At 61.5% G+C, this 18,704-nt stretch carries 14 protein-coding genes; 11 read left to right on the top strand and 3 right to left on the bottom strand.

The features are described 5' to 3' along the window. Positions 1-32: 32 nt before the first annotated feature. Positions 33-5,483, bottom strand: coding sequence for a dermonecrotic toxin domain-containing protein (locus AC3ZU9_RS05390; RefSeq protein WP_490090394.1), 5,451 nt, complete (start codon positions 5,481-5,483; stop codon positions 33-35). Positions 5,484-5,741: 258 nt separating this feature from the next. Here AC3ZU9_RS05390 and AC3ZU9_RS05385 point away from each other — a divergent pair, with 258 nt between their 5' ends. The 5 genes from AC3ZU9_RS05385 (at position 5,742) to AC3ZU9_RS05365 (ending at position 9,355) form a co-directional block, all read left to right on the top strand. Beyond that, a complete protein-coding gene (locus AC3ZU9_RS05385; protein ID WP_012722459.1) occupies positions 5,742-6,761 on the top strand; it encodes an alpha/beta fold hydrolase in 1,020 nt (339 codons plus the stop codon). A 55-nt stretch (positions 6,762-6,816) separates the two neighbouring features. After that, complete coding sequence (locus AC3ZU9_RS05380) at positions 6,817-7,470, top strand: DsbA family oxidoreductase (RefSeq protein ID WP_102061663.1); 654 nt, start codon at positions 6,817-6,819, stop codon at positions 7,468-7,470. A gap of 186 nt (positions 7,471-7,656) precedes the next feature. After that, positions 7,657-8,577 (top strand): arginase family protein, encoded by a 921-nt coding sequence (locus AC3ZU9_RS05375; protein ID WP_102061664.1) that lies wholly within the window; start codon positions 7,657-7,659, stop codon positions 8,575-8,577. Beyond that, on the top strand, positions 8,574-8,954 hold the full coding sequence (locus AC3ZU9_RS05370; RefSeq protein WP_064054885.1) for a DMT family transporter: 381 nt from the start codon (positions 8,574-8,576) through the stop codon (positions 8,952-8,954). Before AC3ZU9_RS05375 ends, AC3ZU9_RS05370 begins: the two co-directional genes overlap by 4 nt. After that, entirely contained in the window at positions 8,951-9,355 is a 405-nt protein-coding gene (locus AC3ZU9_RS05365) for a DMT family transporter (protein ID WP_043204854.1), read from the top strand. Before AC3ZU9_RS05370 ends, AC3ZU9_RS05365 begins: the two co-directional genes overlap by 4 nt. 68 nt (positions 9,356-9,423) lie before the next feature. On the opposite strand, the gene AC3ZU9_RS05360 is transcribed toward AC3ZU9_RS05365, so the two are convergent. Together AC3ZU9_RS05360 and AC3ZU9_RS05355 are read right to left on the bottom strand one after the other, a co-directional pair. Next, positions 9,424-10,296 (bottom strand): fatty acid desaturase family protein, encoded by an 873-nt coding sequence (locus tag AC3ZU9_RS05360; RefSeq protein WP_093542009.1) that lies wholly within the window; start codon positions 10,294-10,296, stop codon positions 9,424-9,426. Between the two features lie 56 nt (positions 10,297-10,352). Further along, positions 10,353-11,123 (bottom strand): MipA/OmpV family protein, encoded by a 771-nt coding sequence (locus AC3ZU9_RS05355; protein ID WP_043204856.1) that lies wholly within the window; start codon positions 11,121-11,123, stop codon positions 10,353-10,355. Between the two features lie 228 nt (positions 11,124-11,351). Between AC3ZU9_RS05355 and AC3ZU9_RS05350 the strand changes: the two genes are divergently transcribed. From AC3ZU9_RS05350 to AC3ZU9_RS05325, 6 genes are all read left to right on the top strand, one after another. Beyond that, positions 11,352-12,056, top strand: coding sequence for an MtnX-like HAD-IB family phosphatase (locus tag AC3ZU9_RS05350; RefSeq protein WP_046034429.1), 705 nt, complete (start codon positions 11,352-11,354; stop codon positions 12,054-12,056). After that, entirely contained in the window at positions 12,049-13,443 is a 1,395-nt protein-coding gene (locus AC3ZU9_RS05345) for an aspartate aminotransferase family protein (protein ID WP_046034430.1), read from the top strand. The genes AC3ZU9_RS05350 and AC3ZU9_RS05345 overlap by 8 nt, the downstream gene beginning before the upstream one ends. Then, positions 13,440-14,339: an alpha/beta fold hydrolase gene (locus AC3ZU9_RS05340; RefSeq protein ID WP_122809916.1), complete on the top strand. Its 900-nt coding sequence runs from the start codon at positions 13,440-13,442 to the stop codon at positions 14,337-14,339. Before AC3ZU9_RS05345 ends, AC3ZU9_RS05340 begins: the two co-directional genes overlap by 4 nt. Before the next feature lie 78 nt (positions 14,340-14,417). Further along, positions 14,418-15,542, top strand: coding sequence for a GNAT family N-acetyltransferase (locus AC3ZU9_RS05335; RefSeq protein WP_046034432.1), 1,125 nt, complete (start codon positions 14,418-14,420; stop codon positions 15,540-15,542). Then, positions 15,542-17,311 (top strand): sensor histidine kinase, encoded by a 1,770-nt coding sequence (locus AC3ZU9_RS05330; RefSeq protein WP_012722470.1) that lies wholly within the window; start codon positions 15,542-15,544, stop codon positions 17,309-17,311. Before AC3ZU9_RS05335 ends, AC3ZU9_RS05330 begins: the two co-directional genes overlap by 1 nt. Next, entirely contained in the window at positions 17,301-18,698 is a 1,398-nt protein-coding gene (locus AC3ZU9_RS05325; RefSeq protein ID WP_012722471.1) for a sigma-54-dependent transcriptional regulator, read from the top strand. Before AC3ZU9_RS05330 ends, AC3ZU9_RS05325 begins: the two co-directional genes overlap by 11 nt. Positions 18,699-18,704: the final 6 nt, after the last annotated feature.

Below are 18,704 nucleotides of genomic sequence, written 5' to 3'. Positions count from 1 at the left end.
TTTACAGCCTCTCATTCAACCCCTGCCGAGCGTCACGACGCCGAAACCTCGTCGGCAGCTACCCACAACGGACGGATATGAGGCAGCGCCGAGGATTTTTTGCCGATATCGGAGAACGGCAATGTCGGGTCATCACCGTGAGTCAGGCCCCGATGCTCCGGCAGCTTCAAATGGGCTTTCTCGAACTGATCGAACGTCGCTGCGCGCCGGTTGTAATGAAAGTGCGCGTACCACAGCGGCTTCGGCGGCAAGGCTGTCAGGTCCCAGACTTCATATTCCTGCATGAAATCCGGGCGTCCATCGCGTAATGGGGCCAGGCGTTTCAACCCGCTGTTACGTCGCACCTCGACCACCTTATGGCTGGCCAGGTCATCAAGCATGCCATCGGTGGGCTGTTTACTTGACAGGGAAAACTCAGTCCGCAGGGTACGGCCGGTTGCTTTCAGCTGTGTCGCGCCGTCCTGCAGCTGTTTGAGGGTCATATGATCGGGCGCCAAGGGCGCGATGGTCCGCGCCCGGGTGAGCAGTTCCTCGGCTTCTCTTGCCAGCATCTCCTCCATTTCGACCGGCAGCAGGCCGTGGCGAGCGTAATCACGCACTTTTTTGATGTAAGAAGTGACGGCCCTCAGACGTGCTTGCGCTTCAATGACCAGGGCGTTGAGGTTCCTGGCGGCCACCACCTCGACAATGGGCTCGGGGTTGGTCAGGTAATACCGGCCATTCGCGGTTTGCTCCCAGATCTCGGTACGGCCTTGGGCGCCGGTAATGGTATAGCGACGCACGCCGGTCGAGGGTTCCCAGCTTTCCACGCCGATCAGCAGTGTGTTGTCTTCAGTTTCGAAAATTCTGCGGGGGCTGCTGGTGGGCTTGCGCGGTGCAGGCTCACGCAAGGTTTTACGGGCGCGCTCGGCCATTTTTTCCAGTTCGGCGCGCAGTTGGGGGACGTAAACCGGGTCGAAATGTTGGGGGTAACTGGTTGACCAGCGGTCCAGGTTCATCCGCATGTTTTCGTAGGCATTAATGCAGAAATTGAGGATCGTGTTGCGTTGGTTGAGGTTCGAACTGATTTCCAGCAAGTCGGTTTGCAGATCCAACGCACGCCAGGTCGTGGTTTTGGCGTTCTTCAGCGCACCTTGCAGGTAATGCCAGGAGACGTCCGACAGCGCCTTGCCATGATCGATAACGTCCAGCAAGGCGGCGACCTTGGTGTAGTTACGTTTTCTCTCGGACAGGTGTCGGTTTATCACCTCTGAGGCATTGGTTATTCGTTGTCGTTGCTCACGGAGGGAGACCCGGCTGTTCCAAGTGTTCATGGTCTCCATCGCGGTCTCGGTGTGGCGAAAGTGCTCAAGGTTGGCAATGTGTTTGCCCCTGATCTGTTCCCTGAGGGCCGCCCGTGCCGTCACTTGCTCATAGGGTGTGGCCTCTAGAAGAGCGGTCAGGTTTTCTATGTCATCGGAATGGGTGACCATCCGTTCTCCCCTGAGCTTGATCAGCCATTGGGACTTCCAGACCACTTCATACGCGGCATCACTTTTGGCTCTATTTCCGGTCCTGGCCCGGTTGCCGCGGACCAATGGAATGACTTGGTCGAGTTGCTCATGAAGCTGCTTGGCAAGCTCTATGCCTTGCGCCAGCTCGGTTACTAGATCGTCGAACAAGCCTGTCTCGCCATTTTCATAGCGATTTACCAACGTGCCGACCCGCTGATGGTTTTGATCGAAGTGATGATAAGTCTGTTCGACACTGGCCGTCAGTGAACGCTGCCGACGGTAGACCTGATCGGTCCACCAGCGCGGCAGACGCTCACGAATTGCCAACGGCCACAGCGGGTCCAGCCTATCTGCCAAGTGCCCGAGCGCCGCACCGCCGCCTGCCAGGCCACCGGGGTGTGAGGTGCCGTAGACACCGAAGTGCGTGTCCCATTGCCCGGTTTCATCCAGGGCGATCGGCTGCTTGTAGGTTTTTTTCGAGTTGCCGCTCAGGCGCCAGTGACCATCCTGCAGCTCAACCTGATAGAGCGCATGCCTGCGCAGGATGAAGTCGCCGTCGGCATGCCGGTAGATGTGACGATAAAGGCCGTATGTCGCCGGCTGCAGGTGACCGAGCGAGAGCGCTTTCTCGTATTCGTAACCGCTGAACCGCAGGCCTATATGGGCACTGCGGCTCGGTGGCGGACGCAAATAACCGCTCACGTTGAACGCGTTGCGCAGTTGGCGCGCGGCGGTGCGTGCACGCGCGGCATTCGGGGTGATGAGCACGCCGGTGCCCACGTCGATGGCGGCATCGATCAGTGATTGCAGGACCTGCGTTACCGCCTGTAATCCTTCAACCGGGTCGCCGCGCCGAAACGCACGGACGGCTTCGTTGGCACTGGTCCAACCATCGTGCAGACCGATGGCGGTACCCACGATGGGTACCACACCCATGGCCATCTTGATCCAGGTAAAGGCCTGCTCACCCTTCATCGCATAGCGTTCCCGGTACAGCTCGCTGTTGGAGCGTGAGGTGGCGCGGTGAGCCTCAAGCAAGCGGCCCATGTGGGCGTTGAACACGTGAGTGGCCAGCGACGGTGCGCCTGGCCAGGGTTTGCCGATGGCAATCAGGGCACTATAGTTTTTCAGCACGGCCTGGTTGATCCGGCCGGCATGGCGTTCGACGTCTCCGGGCACTGCGCGTGCGGCCAGGTAACTGACCATGTCGCTGGACAGGCACAGGTTGTAGAGGGCCTGTCGGGCTTGCTCGCGGGTATCGAAGCGGCGCACGTATTGGCGGTCCGGGCTGTCGGGCAGGTAGAGGAGGGTCAGCCCGGTGCTTTTTTCTTCAATGAAGCTGATGCCGGACAACGTGCTGGGGCCGTCATCGGTGTCCGCCCCGCCGACACTGAGTACGGCGGGCAGCACAACGAGACCCACCGGCTTGGCCTGCTCGGCGGCCCGGTTGAACACCTGCAGTTCATCCGCCGTGAGGGTGCCGTTCAAGTGCGCCAACCGACCCTGAATCTTCAGTATCAGGCGGTGGGGTTCCATCAGGCATTCCAGGCGAGCGTCGCGATTAAACGAGGCTTCCCGGTCGGTGCCCAGCCATGTCTCCTTAATCAGGTCCTCATACTGTTGTGCCACGTCCAGCTCGGTGACCATTGTTTTCACGTAGCGCGGGGTGAGGGCTGCCGCGAGGACTTCACGCTCATTCGTATCGAGCGTGCTGACGAGCACTTTCATAAAGCCCAGGCGTTCACTGAGTGCGTTATCGATGTTACCCAACGCCAGGTCTTCAAGGCTCAGGCTGACTCGGGCCGTGCTGGGTTCCAGCACGGTTTTGGTCGGGGTTCCCGGTGCGCCGGGCGCGGCGAAAAAGTGCTGCCGGTGGGCAACGGTTTCGGGCAAATCCAGTGTCACGGAAAAGGGCTGTTTGAGGGCGAAATCCCGGTTCAGGCGCTTTTCAAGCTGGGTCTTGCAGTAGGTGTGGCTCAGGGGCAGTTTTTGTTCCAGCGCGTGATCGGCCCTGCGCATGGCCCGCCAATAGTCTTCGATCCATGCCTTGAGCTGGGCTCGGTCTTCGGCGCTGACGGTAGTGAGCCAGGTGGTCAGGTGTTCGGCCAGGGCGCCCGTCTGCTGTCGCTCACGCCACTGGGTATAAGCCAGTTCGCGTGCTTCATTCGCCGGTACGCCCAGTTCGTGCAGCAGTTTTACGCGGATGGCTTGCAGTTCAGTGGCTTGTTGCAGGGCCTGTTCGGGCTCGGATGTGCGGTGCAACAGCACTTCAATCTGCTGCACACCGTTGGAAAGCTGCTGGTGCAAGCTGTAATCGAAGGCCTTCTGGCTCAGCAGACGGGGCTCAAGCGTCAGCGCCGGCTGAGTGGAGGTTTGGACGAAGAACCACGCTTGCAACTGCGCAAAGTTGTCAAAGCGATGCACACCACCATTGTGGCCTGGCCAGTAGAGCAGCAGGCTGTTGGGCGAGGAGGGCAATGCTTTCAAGGTGCTGGCTTGGGTAATCAGCAGCACACCCTCGAGTTCTTTTTGGCTGATGGTTTTTTCGCCGTTCTTCTGCTCGATCATGGACAGGACGAGGCAGGCGACCGCGATGTCCTTGGCGGGTGGTTTGTCGGGGTCCAGCCCATCCATCAACCACTGGTATTCTGGGATGCTGATTTGATTCAACTGTCGTAGCAGCTCGGCTTCCTGCTTCAACCCCTGCCATCGCGCCTGCAGCAGGGCGGTGTATTGAGGGGTGTGCTTCTGCAGTAGCTCCGACAGCATGAGCGCAGGTTTTTGATCGAGCAAAGCGCCGGCTGCTGTGTAGGCCTGCTGCCTGGCCTGATGCAGTGCATCGAATAGAGGGGTGAGTAAGGCCAGGCGCGAGTTGTCCTCGCCCGCGAAGACTTCAAGGGCGTTTTGCTGTTGTTTCAAGGCCTGGCGGCGTAGCCCCAATGGCACATCGGCGGTCAAGCCAGTAAAGGGCGGCGGGTTTTCGGTACTGTCGGGTGCAGCGGGCAGTTCTGGGGCTGCAGCGAACAGTGGCTCCCGTTGCAGGCGGTCGATCCGCTCGGCAGTGTGCAGCGCGCTCGCGCCGTGCTCGGCCAAATCACCGTCGGCCGCAGACGTCAGGGTGTCTTGTTTTTGCTTGATCCAATGCTCCTGAAGGTGTGCCAGCCCTGCCTCCAAGGGGGTCTCAACCGTACGGTACTCGATGCTGTGCTCGCGGGTTATCTGTGCGACGCCGGGGAACAATTCCGGCTGATCACGTAGCCAGGTTTCCAGGCGGACGCGATCGCCGAACACCATCAGCGCTGGCTGCCGGGTGGGCAAGTACACACACTGAGTCACAGGGTTGTCCTGGTCGGTACGGGTCATGACCAACGCACCCGGCACCTCGACCGTAGGGCCGCTGGCAGACGTCAACAGCAGTTGCTCGACATACAGGGCCTGGCCGTCGGCGGGTTGTTCGTCGGCAGGTGGATCGACCAGCCGTAGGAGCGGTGTCACCTGGTCGGTATTGATCTCGCCCACGGCGACGGCATGTTGGGCGGCGGCCAGGAAATGCTGGCGGTACAGTTGGTTGGCCAGTTCGCGCCGGGCCATCGGGGTGCCGGGCGCGCGGGCAATCCACCAGGTGATCCAGTGGCTTCTGATCCCATGCCGCAGGTTCAGCTTCAGCAATCGTTGCAGCAGCGCAACCGGTGTCGTCTCTTCAGAGAGACCAGTGAGTGTGCAGCGTTGGTCGAGGGTGGGGTCCACGCCCGCGAACGCATAGTGTTGTTGAGCGTAGGCCCAGGCGTCCGTGAGCGTGACATCCCGGGCAGGGGCATCACCTTGCGCGGCGAAATGCAGATGTACCTGCTCGCCATCCACGTCCAATTCCTGCCTGATCAGTGTGTTGATCGATGCGCGCACGCTGGGCGCGGTCGCCATCAGGTCGCGCAAACGCTGGCGACTGTCCTGCCAGCTCTCGCGCGCTTGCAGCAAGAGATTTTCATCCACAGCACGGCCTAGAGGGGATGAGGGCCTGCGAATGTCGCTGAGGGTAATGCGTGTGTTGAGTTGTTCCGCCATCAGAATGTCTCGGGATCAATGAAGTAACGGGCATTGAACGTCGGCGTGACTTCTGTGGGGGCTTAGATAGTTGTCGCAGTGACCGTTGAGCGGGCTTCATCAAACTGTCACGCAACTGTGGCAGCGCGCTTGAACAAACTTCATCAGACTCGCGCTCTACTGGGGTTCTGCGTTTCGGTGTTTTTCATGCGCGTGTTGCTTTTACTGGCCGCTCTATTGTTCGGCCTGCCGTCTTTTGCGGCTTCTCGATGTGACGTTAATGTCCCGACCCAAACGGTCGACCTGGCTCAGGTGAGCATCGCCTACCAGAGCATCGGCCGTGCGTCCGACCCGGCCTTGCTGCTGGTGATGGGGCTGGGCGGGCAGTTGATCCATTGGCCCGACGAAGTCGTCGTCGCCCTGTGCCAGCAAGGGTTTCGGGTGATCCGCTATGACAACCGCGACGTCGGCCTGTCCACGTGGCGCCAGGCACCGGCCAATGCCAACCTGACCTTTGAAGTGCTGCGCTACAAGCTCGGCCTGCCGGTGGCGGCGCCGTATACCTTGACCGATATGGCCGACGACGCCATCGGCTTGATGGACGCCTTACAGATCCAGCAATTCCACGTGCTGGGCGCGAGCATGGGCGGGATGATCGCCCAGCACCTGGCGGCCATGGCGCCGCAGCGGGTCGAGAGCCTTACGCTGATCATGACCAGTTCCGGCGCCGAAGGCCTGCCGGCACCGAACGCGGCGCTGGTGCAATTGCTGTCGCGGCGCAGCGCGCCGAATCGTGAAGTGGCCCTGGAGCAGCAAGCCGATCTACTGGCGGCGCTGGGCAGCCCGAACGTGAAGGATGATCGCCAGGTGTTGCTGCACCAGGCGGCGCTGTCCTACGACCGGGCCTTCAACCCGGACGGCGTGAAGCGCCAGATCATGGCGATCCTCGCCGAGCCGAGCCGCGTGCCGTTGCTCAACCAACTGCGCGTGCCGACCCTGGTGGTGCACGGTACTGCTGACCCGTTGCTGCCGGTGATGCATGGCGTGCACCTGGCGGCGCATATCCAGGGCAGTCAGTTGAAGCTGATCCCCGGCCTGGCCCATCGTTTCCAGGAAGCGTTCAAGGCGCCGTTGCTGGCGGCGGTGTTGCCGTACCTGCAAGCCCATCGCGAAGATGCCGCGCACTGGGCGCAGATTGACTTGGGCGAGCCTGCAAAGGTGTTGTGACATTGGTGTATCGTGCAACCTTTACGGCACATTACTGCTAGCGAGGTTGCCTGCCATGAGTACCCCCCTGAAAATCGATTTCGTCAGCGACGTGTCCTGCCCCTGGTGCATCATTGGCCTGCGCGGCCTGACCGAAGCCCTCGACCAGCTTGGCGCCGAGGTGCAGGCCGAGATCCATTTCCAGCCGTTCGAACTGAACCCGAACATGCCTGCCATCGGTCAGAACATCGTCGAACACATCACCGAGAAATACGGCTCCAGCGCCGAAGAATCCCAGGCCAACCGTGCGCGTATCCGCGACATGGGTGCCGAGCTGGGCTTTGCCTTTCGCACCGATGGCCAGAGCCGCATCTACAACACCTTCGACGCGCACCGCCTGCTGCATTGGGCCGGGCTGGAAGGGTTGCAGTACAACCTCAAGGAAGCGCTGTTCAAGGCGTACTTCACCGATGGGCAGGACCCGTCCGACCACGCCACCCTGGCGATCATCGCCGAAAGCGTCGGCCTGGATATCAAACGCGCGGCCGAGATTCTTGCCTCCGACGAATACGCCGCCGACGTGCGTGAGCAAGAGCAGTTGTGGATCTCCCGTGGCGTGAGCTCGGTGCCGACCATCGTGTTCAATGATCAGTACGCCGTCAGCGGTGGGCAGCCGGCGGAGGCGTTTGTGGGCGCGATTCGCCAGATCATCAACGACTCGAAAAACTAAAGTCGAACATGGGTCAACCTGTGGGAGGGGGCTTGCTCCCGATAGCGGTGGTTCAGTCAAAACATGTGTTGACTGACACTCTGCTATCGGGGGCAAGCCCCCTCCCACATTTGTTTCTCGGTGTTCTTGAGATAAGTGCTGGCCCGCCCCTTGCATTGACCCCTTAAAGCCTTAGGGGACACTGCCTTGAACATTCTTGACCTCGACCACAGCCTCACCGCCCAGGCACCGATTGCCCGGCGTTTGGCCAATGGCCGCGCCCACCGTATCGACCTGCTGGACCTGGGCCCCAAGCTGCGCTTGTGGTCCACCGAAAAAACCTGGAAGCGCTTCGCCGAACGTCTGGCCCAGCGGCCCCGGCCTACGGATGCGCGGCCGGAAATCCTGTTTGTCGGTTCCGGCGACTATCACCACCTCACACCGGCCTTTCTGGCCGATCTCAAAGAACCGATCAGCCTGATCCACTTCGACAACCACCCCGACTGGGTACGCTTCGCGCCCAAGCGCCACTGTGGTTCGTGGGTCAACCGTGCGCTGAAAATGCCGGCGATCAAACGCATCGTCACCCTCGGCCCGTGCAGCGACGACCTGCATAACCCGCAACTGCGCGGCGGCAACCTTGGCGCCCTCAAGCGCGGGCACTTGCAGCTGTTTCCCTGGCAGCACGCGCCGTCGAAAGTCTGGGGGCGGGTAGGCGATGGCGCCGGCCATCGTCAGCAGGAAGACCACCTGCACTGGCGCAACCTGGCCGAGCTGGATTGGACGGCGTTTCTCGAGCAGATGATCAGCAGCCTGCCCACCGAAGCGATCTGGATCACCGTCGACAAAGACGTGCTCGCCAGTGAAGACGCGGCGACCAACTGGGACCAGGGCGGCATGCGCCTGACTCACCTGCTGCAAGCCCTGCGGGCGTTGGCGGCGCGCAAGCGCATCATCGGCATCGATGTGTGCGGCGAGTTCGCCCAGCCTGCCTTCAGCAACGCGTTCAAGCGCTGGGAAGCCAAGTCCGACCAGCCGCCACCCGAGCGTTGGAGCGCGCAAGACCTGCAGCGCAACGCCGCCACCAATGAAGCCTTGATTGATCTGTTTGAGGAACTGTTCCCGTGACCTTGACCGTGGTGTTGCTGGTGGCGTTTTCCATCGTGCTCGATGTGATCGGCCAGCTGTGTTTCAAGATCGGCCTGGACCGGTTGCCCGAGCTGGACGGCGGCTTTCGCCTGAATGCGTTCTGGGGCCAAGTGTTTAATGCGCCGTTGCTGTGGGCCGGGATCGGCGCCTATGCGATCGAATTTTTCGTGTGGCTCGAGGCCTTGTCCCGCGCGCCGTTGAGCCTGTTGTTTCCGGCCGCCGCGCTGGCGTATTGCGGGGTCGTGCTGGCGGGCAAGGTGGTGCTGGGCGAGACCGTCAGCCGCCGCCGTTGGGCGGGCACGCTGGTGATTACCTTAGGTGTGATGTTGGTGGCGATTGCAGGGAGCCAGGCATGAGTACGCAAACGATGAATACCGGATGGCTGCACGGGCGCTTCGGCACGGTGGTGCTGTGGGCCTTGTTGATCTGCACCGAAAGCGCGGGCCAGCTGTTTACCAAAGTGGCCGGGGATCAATTGGGGCAGATGGATTTCAATTGGCAGTGGCTGGGTGAGGTGGCGCGCAACCCTGGGATCCTGGCGGCGATCGCCAGTTATATCGGCGCGTTTTTCGTCTGGATGCTGATCCTGCGGCGCAGCAGCCTGTCCCTGGCGTTTCCGCTGAGTTCGCTGGTGTTTGTGGTGGTGTTGCTGGGTTCGTGGCTGGGGCTGGGGGAACATATCAGCCCGCTGCACTGGGTGGGGGTGGCGGTGATCATTGGCGGGATTGTGTTGTTGGCCGAAGGTGAAGAGAACTGATCGGCTTGGTTTTTGTAGTGAGCGGGCTGGCCTCGCGCGGGGCAAGCCCGCTCACTACAAGGTCGGGGTCAGCCGCGGAATTTGCGGTGTGCGACTAAAAATCCTAATCCATGGGACACCGGAAGCGTTTTCACTCCAGCCGCACGCTGCTGCTCGGCAATCTCTCGATGAAACGCCTTCACTTTCGTCCAGTGCATCTTCGGCCGGTAGTGGTGCTCGGCGTGGTAGCCGTTGTTCATCCAGATCAGGTTGTACAGCACACCGTAGGCGCTTACGCCCCAGGCAATCGGCAGGTCCGGGTTGCCGCCGAAGTGCTCGTAGTAGCCATTGAGCGATGACAGGCACTGGCCCAGGTACCAGAACGGCAGCAACCACACTACCGCCTGCCAGTTGTAGAAGGCCAGGGCGAGATAGAACGCCACTGTCACGCCGATCTCGACCTTGACCCAACGCGCATCCGCCGGACGTTTGCGCTTCATTTCGTCATAGAAGGGCTTGGGATCGTCGCGGAAAAAACTCAGGAAGGTATAGGCCCACGGGTTCTCCGGCTGGCCATCGTGGCCGCGCTGGTAGATCGACAGCGGGTCGATGGTTTTGCCATCCGGCCCCGGCAGGTCGGCGTTGCCACGGTGATGGCGGTTGTGGATATCGCGGTAGAGCGTCTGGGAAAAACCGATGGTCACCGACAGCAACAGGTCGAAGGCCCGGTTCATCGCGCGATGGCTGAAGTAGGCGTTATGGATCTGGTTGTGGGAGATGCTGTTGATGCTCCACGACAGACTGATCGCGTAGACCAGCGCCAGGGGCACCAAGGCCCACCAGTCCAGGCTGTGGAAAGCGCCAACCAGCCAGACGACAAAGGCGAAATGCGCCAGGCCCAGCGCGATGGGCACCAGGTCCCAGAGTGAATGATGCAGCAGGCGGTAAGCGGGGCGAGCCATGAAGAATGTCCTGGAAAAATGGATTCCAGCACCTCATTGCAAAGCCCAGACCAACCTCAATCGAACTTATAGCTGATGGCCGTCTGCACCTGGCCCTGGTTCACGTCGCCGGTTTCCTTGACGATGCTGCTGTTGGCGGCCGAGCCTACCAGGTGGACCCAGCTGGCGCTGGTCAACAGCGACCAGTTGGCCGCCAGGGGGAATTCAAAGCTCTGGGTCAGCGTCATGTTCTGGAAGCCACCACTGGCGTTGTAGGGACGGATGCCGGAATCCGCGGACTCATTGGCATCAACCCCGAAAAAGGTCTGGGTCTGGCGGGCGTCGGCAAAGTGCGCCAGCAGGCCGGTGCTGCCGATGATGCCGCCACCCAGGGGGTAACCCAGTTCACCGCCGACCTTGCCCAGCACACCGCTTTGATCTCGCCCGCCGCCGACGGCCTGGCCCATCTGGGCGTATACCCGCCAGAAATCAGCCGGCGCATATTGGATAAAACCGCCCACCTCGGCCATGTCCGACACATTGCGCAGCCCCTGCAGCGAGCCGTTCGAGGTGCGCCCCTGCAGGTAATTGATATACGGGCCTGCGGTAAAACCGTGGGTGTCCAAGGCGCTCCAGGTCAAGCCGTCATCGGTACTCAGGCTGACGGAGCCCCAGTCCAGATCGAAATAGGGCACCGGCCGCGTTTCGTAGCGGCTGCCGGTAGGGTCATGGGGCTGGTAGCTGACGCCTGCGCCGACTTCGCCGGTGATACCGTCGGCCAGTGCCAGGCTTGAAACACTCCACAGGCCAAGTAACCCGGCGAGTGCAGCGCATGTGATCCTCAACATGGTCACAGTTCCTTGATTGAATACGTGCGCATGAACGCGCAAAGCGCCGTGCCCACGCAAGCACTCATCTTGTTTGTAGCAAGCTACAAAAATTGTAGCTCCGACGACACAAATCGCCCTCCATTCCGAGCAAAGCCCCAGCCCCGCTGGGCCTGCGCCAGTTGGCACACTCCCTGCTCTACCCCTTGTTGCAAGCGCACACAGCGCGCTCCTCCAAGGTAAACAACGATGATCCACTGGCATATCGTGTGTGACTTCGACGGGACCATCACCCCCACCGATGTCATCGACAACGTCCTCCAACGCTTCGCCGGCCCCGAGTGGGAAACCATCGAACAGGAATGGCTGGATGGGCATATCGGTTCACGCGAATGCCTGAGCCGCCAACTGGCACTGATCAAGGCCACCCCCTCCGAACTGCTGGCGTATTTCGACAGCGTCGAGATCGACCCGGACTTCCCCGACTTCGTCGATCACGTGATCGGCCTGGGTGCGTCCATCGAAGTCGTCAGCGACGGCATCGAGCAGGGCATCGCGCGGATCCTGTCACGCAACTACGTGACCCTGCTGCCGATCCTCGCCAACCGTCTGCGCCAGGTCGACCAGAACAGCTGGCGCATAGACTTCCCGTACGCCAGCGATGCCTGCCGTGCCGCTTCCGGCAACTGCAAGTGCAAGTCCACGCCGCGCAACAAGCGCGTGCTGGTGATCGGCGACGGCAAGTCCGACATGTGCGTGGCCTCCACCGCCGACTTCGTGTTTGCCAAGGGCAGCCTCGCCGACTACTGCGTGGCCAACCACATTCCGCACGCGCGCTTCGACACCTTTGCCGAAGTGCCTGCATTGCTGGCGCTGCTGCCACAGGGCATCGCCGCCAACGCCACCACCTTCAACACCTCTTCTGACAATCAGGAACTCTTCCACCATGTCTGATATCCGTATCGCTACCGCCGAAGACCAGATCCTTCTGGATAAAGAAGCCAAATACTGCTCCTACGGCGACACCGTCCACTACATCGAGCCGCCACGTATTTTCAGCCGTTGCGAAGGCTCCTACGTATGGGACACCGAAGACCAGGCCTACCTCGACCTGCAAATGTGGTACTCGGCGGTCAACTTCGGCTACGCCAACCCACGCTTGAACAACGCGCTGAAACAGCAGATCGACACCCTGCCGCAAATCGCCAGCCAGTACCTGCACAAAGGCAAGATCGAGCTGTCGGAAATGATCGCGGTCGACGCCAAGAAGAAATTCGGCCTCGACGGTCGTGTGCACTTCAACGTCGGCGGTTCGCAGTCCATCGAAGACTCCCTGAAAGTGGTGCGTAACGCCACCAACGGCAAGAGCCTGATGTTCGCCTTCGAAGGCGGCTACCACGGGCGTACCCTCGGCGCGTCGTCGATCACCTCCAGCTACCGCTACCGTCGCCGCTACGGTCACTTCGGCGAGCGCGCGCAGTTCATCCCGTTCCCGTACCACTTCCGCGGCCCTAAAGGCATGACCAAGGAAGAGTACGGCAGCCACTGCGTGCAGCAATTCGCCCGCCTGTTCGAGACCGAATACAATGGCGTGTGGGACCCGAAAGTCGGCCAGAGCGAATACGCCGCGTTTTACGTCGAGCCGATCCAGGGCACCGGCGGCTACGTGATCCCGCCGATGAACTTCTACCGCGAACTCAAGCAGGTGCTGGACCAGCACGGCATCCTGATGGTGTCCGACGAAATCCAGATGGGCTTCTACCGCACCGGCAAGTTGTGGTCGATCGAGCACTTCGACGTGCAGCCGGACGTGATCGTGTTCGGCAAGGCCCTGACCAACGGCCTCAACCCGTTGGGCGGCATCTGGGCCCGTGAAGAATTGATCAACCCGAAGATCTTCCCACCTGGCTCGACCCACTCCACCTTCGCCTCCAACCCGTTGGGCACGGCGGTCGGCCTGGAAATGTTCAAGATGACCAACGAAGTCGACTACGGCGCGATGGTCATGGCCAAGGGCAAATTCTTCCTCGAAGGCCTGCAAGACCTGCAGAAACGTTTCCCGATCATCGGCGACGTCGACGGCCTGGGCCTGGCCCTGCGTTGCGAAATCTGCGGCCCGGATGGTTTCACGCCGGACAAGGCGACCCTGGACTACATGGTCGAAGAAGGCATGAAGGGCGACATGGTAGTGGATGGCCAAAAGCTCGGGCTGATCCTCGATGTGGGCGGTTACTACAAAAACGTGATCACCCTGGCACCGTCCCTGGAAATCAGCTACCCGGAAATCGAACTGGGCTTGAAGCTGCTTGAGCAACTGCTGGTGCGGGCGACCAACCGGTGAACACGGCAGAGATCGACCTCGGTGAAGGTGGTGCCGGTTTCGTTCTCGGTGAAGGTCCGGTCGGGATCCTGTTGATCCACGGCCTGACCGGCACTCCCACGGAATTGCGCCAGGTCGCCAAGGGCCTGGCCAAGGCGGGCAACTGCACGGTGTACGTGCCTACCCTGGCCGGGCATTGCGGCGACAACAGCGACCTGCAAGCCACCGGTTGGCGTGACTGGTACGAAGGCGTGCGCAAGACCTTCGTGGGCGTGAAGCAGCGCCACGAGCAGGTGTTTGTCGGTGGCTTGTCGATGGGTGCGGTGATGTCGATGTACCTGGCGTCGGAGCATCCGGGGCAGGTGGCCGGGTTGCTGATGTATTCCACCACGCTCAAGTACGACGGTTGGAGCATCAACAAAATGGCGTTCATCACGCCGTTGCTGATCCGTATCCCGTTCGGCGTGCGCCTGTTCCGCTTTACCGAGAAGCCGCCCTACGGCATCAAGAATGAACGCCTGCGTGCCATCGTTGAACGGCAGATGAAGGAAGGCGAAAGCAGCGAGGCGGGCCTGTTGACGATGGAGGGCGTGACGGTGCGTGAATTGCACTGGATGAACGCCGTGGTCAAAAAACGCATGCCGTCGATCAACGTACCGGCGCTGGTGCTGCACTCCATCGAGGACGACATCACCAGCCGCTGGAACGCCGATTACGTGGAGCGCCATCTCGGCGGGCCGGTGACCAAGATCCTGTTGGACAACTGCTACCACATGATCACCGTCGACCTGCAATACCGCCGAGTGATCGAGCTAAGCGCCGCATTCATCAGCGAACGAACTCTATGTAGTGAGCGGGCTTGCCCCGCGCTGGGTGGCGAAGCCGCCCCATTTCCGGCACTGAGTTTTTCCAGTTAAACCGCAATTGCAGTTTTTAGGGCGGCTTCGCCCCCCAGCGCGGGGCAAGCCCGCTCACTACAGAAATAAGGGACCGAAGTGATTACCGCCCAAGCCTTCCCAACCATCCGGGCCATCCAGCGCAGTGCCTGGAACGACTGTTTCCCCGGTGCCCTGGAGGACTGGGACTATTACGTCGCCGTGGAAAACGCCGCTATCGATGATTTCCAGTGGCGCTACCTGGCGGTTTACCAGGATGGAACGCTGGTGGCCGTGGCCGCCGCGTTCATCACTCATTATCGCCTCGACACCACGGTGTCGGGCGCCGGCAAGCGCTTGACCGAGCGTGTGGAGCGACTGTGGCCGGGGCTGTTGCAACTGGGGCTGTATGCCCTGGGTTCGCCGGTGGCCGAACGCTGCGACGCTGGTTTCGCCAGTGGCGTGCCGCAGGCGAGTCGTGCGCTGTTGCTCCAGCACCTGCTGCAAGCTGCACGCCGGGATGCCGATGACTTTGGTATCGGCCTGGTGGCGGTCAAGGACGCGCCGAGCAAAGACCCGCACTGGCTTGAGAGTTGCCGGGCGGCGGGCTTCCAAAGCATGCCGAGCTTGCCCACGGGCGTGTTGCCGCTGCCCTATGGGTCGGTGGACGCCTACCTGGGCTCGCTGGGCAAGTCCACGCGCAAGGACCTGCGCCGCAAACTGCGCGCACCAGGGCCGCGGGTGGAGTGGCGGCGCACTATCGACGACGTGCTGCCCGACGTGATGCGCTTGTACGAGGCCACGCTGACGCGTGCCGAATTGCAGTTCGAGCGACTGCCCGCCAGCTACTTCACTGGGGTGCTCGAACGGCTGGATGAGCGCGCGGTCTGTGTTCTTTACTGGGTGGACGAGCAATTGGTCGCGTTCAACCTGATCCTAGTGGACGAACACCGGCTGGTGGACAAATTTTTCGGGCATGACGTCGCGTTCACCCGCGACTACAACCTGTACTTCCGCAGCTGGCTGACCAACGTCGACTACTGTATTCAACACAATATTGCGTTGTATGAGTGCGGACAGGCCGGGTATGCCAGTAAGCTGCGCCTGGGCTGCGAGTTTCAGGGTAACAGCGTGTTTTTCCGCCACCGCAACCGGCTGGTCAACGGCCTGCTCAAGCTTGTAAAACTGTTTATTCGACCGGATCGTTCCGACCCTGCCATGGCTGCTGCGATAAGCGAAACCTGATGATCACCAAGACCCGCCAGAAAGCCCGCCCCTTTGCCATTTCGCGTTGGAGCGTCCAGCGCAAGCTGGTGCTGGCCTTCTGGTTGGTCAGCGTGATTCCCACCATGATCGCGGCCGAATTGGCGGCGACCACGTTGTCGCAGATCTTCGACAGCAACGTGCGCATCTGGCTGCAGGAGTCGACCAAGATCGTCAAGGACGAGATCGGCGACATCCTTCACGACAACGCGCGCATGGCCAAATTGTTCCTGCGTTACACCAGCCCGCCGTCGAGCCGGCAAGCCGCCAAGCACGACCGGCTGACTGCCGACATTGCCGACGCCACCGATATCGACGTGGTGGCGCTGATCCGCGTCAGTGACCACAAGCTGGTGTTCAGCACCGCCGCCGATGACATCGTCAAGCAGATCAGCCTGGCCAACAACACGGTGTTGCAGACGGTGCAGGTGGGGGGCGTATCCACCGGCATTGTGGTCTCGACCTTCGAGACGACCCAGGACGGCGTCGACTATTTGCTGCTGGTCGGGACCTACCTGGACAGCAGTTTCCTCACCAGTGTGGCCGATGTGCATTCCCTCGACCTGCGCCTGTACCTGGCCAACCCCGACGGGTTCTCCGAGATTTTTTCGACCCAGCGCTTCGAGGACCACCCTTCGCGCATTCCCAAGAACGTCGAAACCGCGATGCGCAGCACCAAGCAGCCCAGCGAGCAGTTCACCAATAACTACAGCGGGTTGTACTGGCCGATCTTCAACGACGCCGGCGACTTGCAGGGCGTGATTTTCAGCGGCCTGCTGCGCCACACCAGCCTGGTCGGGCTGGTGAACCAGAGCAATCTGTTCGTGTTGATCTTCCTGCTCAGTTCGGCACTGTCGCTGGCAGCGGGGGTGTTGGTGTCGCGGCGCCTGACCAAGCCGCTGCGGGACCTGTCCCAAGGCGTGAGCGCAGTGATCTCCGGCGATTACGCGCACCGCGTGGTGGTGAGCGGCGGCGACGAGCTGGCGCAGCTGAGCAGCACTTTCAACCACATGACCGAGCGCCTGGGGGAGTTGCATCACCTTGAAGCGCAGTTGCGTCGGCGTGATCGCCTGCACGCCTTGGGCGAGGTCGCCATGGGCCTGGCCCACGAGATCCGCAACCCGCTGGGCATCATCAAGACCGCAACGCAGCTGCTGCACCGCCGCGCGGATCTTGCGGACACCGACAAGCGCCACCTGGAATACGTGATCAGTGAAGTCAGCCGTATCAACGACCTGATCACCGAATTCCTCGACTTCGCCAAGCCCAACCCACCGCTACGCGTGTTGCAGCCTGCGCGACCCTTGGTGGAAGAAATCCTCGGCTTCTGCGCCCCGGAACTGGCCACCCATAACATCGACGCGCACATCGATGACCAGGCGCCGGGGGCGACGATCTACGCGGATGCCAAGCAACTCAAGCAGGCGTGCCTCAACCTGATTATCAACGCCATCGACGCGATGCCCGAAGGCGGGCGCCTGACCCTGGGCATTCGCACGCTGGACGACACTACCGTGATCAGTATCGCCGACACCGGCCAGGGCATTCCGGCAGACATGATCGAGCGTATCTTCACGCCATTCGTCACCACCAAGGCGTCTGGCACCGGCCTGGGCCTGGCCAAAGTCTATTCGATCATGGAAAGTCACGACGGCAGCATCGAATGTGCCAGCGAGAAAGATGCCGGCGCCACCTTCAGCCTGTACATTCCGGCGATGGGCGAAGACGACGAGGACAGTCATGACGCATAACATTCTGGTAGTCGACGACGAACCCAAGCTCTGCGACCTGCTGGCGTCGGCCCTGGGCCAGAACAACGTGCAGGTGTTTATCGCCGGCAACGGCCTGCACGCGCTCAAAGTGCTGGAGCAGGAAGACATCGACCTGGTGATCAGCGACTGGCGCATGCCGGGCATGGACGGGCCGGCGCTGCTGGCCGAGATCAAGGTGCGTTACCCGCATGTGCCGGTGATCGTGATGACCGCCTACAGCACGGTGAAAAACGCCGTGCAGTCGATGCGCAACGGCGCCTACGACTACATCGCCAAGCCGTTCGACATCGACGAGCTGGACATCACTGTGGCCAAGGCCCTGCAGTTTCGCGACATCATGCGCGACAACGCGCGCCTGCGTGCCGAGCTGGACGAGCACGCACAGTTCGACAGCCTGGTGGGCGACAGCCCGGCGTTTCGCAAAGTGCTGCAAGCGGTGGACTCGGTGCGCGACAGCAGCGCCACGATCCTGCTGACCGGCGAAAGCGGCACCGGCAAGGAAATGGTCGCCCGCGCGATCCACAAGCACGGCAGCCGTGCCGACAAACCGTTCGTGGCGGTCAACTGCGCGGCCATCCCGGAAGGGCTGCTGGAAAGCGAAATGTTCGGCCATCGTAAAGGCGCGTTCACCGGCGCCGTGGCCGACCGGGTAGGGCGCTTCCAGCAGGCCGACAAGGGCACGCTGTTTCTCGACGAAGTGGGCGACATGCCCCTGGCGCTGCAGGCCAAGATCCTGCGTGCGTTGCAGGAGCGGGTGATCGAACCGGTGGGCGATCCTCGCGAGCGCAAGGTGGACGTGCGGGTCATCGCCGCCACCAATAAGAATTTGCTCGAGGCGGTGGCCAACAAAGAGTTTCGCGAAGACCTGTATTACCGCCTCAACGTGTTCCCGATCCCGCTGCCGGCCTTGCGCGAGCGCGTGGAAGACATCGCGCCACTGGCCCGCCACTTCGCCCAGACCCTGAGTGCCACCGCCGGCAAACGTATCACCGGTTTCAGCCCGGAGGCCCTGCAGGCCATGGCCGCGTATCACTGGCCGGGCAATATCCGTGAGCTGCAGAATTGCGTGGAGCGCGCGACCATCGTGGCCGCAAAGCCGGTGATCGAGGACATCGACTTGCCGGGTTACCTGTTTGCGTCCAGGCCGAGTGAGGGCGGCGTGACGGCGATCCTCAGCGACGGGCCGGGCATTCCCCAGGATTTGGACGCGGCGCTGGCGGAGGTGGAGAAGGCCTATATCCTGGCGGCGTTGCAGGAGAGCAACGGCGTGCAGGCTGCGGCGGCGGCGAAGATCGGGATATCCGAGCGAAGCTTTTGGTATCGCCTGAAGAAGCTGGGGATTCAAGTGGACAAAATAGTCCGCTGACCTATC

This window comes from Pseudomonas sp. A39 (assembly GCF_058145955.1).
This window is presented reverse-complemented; position numbering and strand designations above follow the sequence as displayed.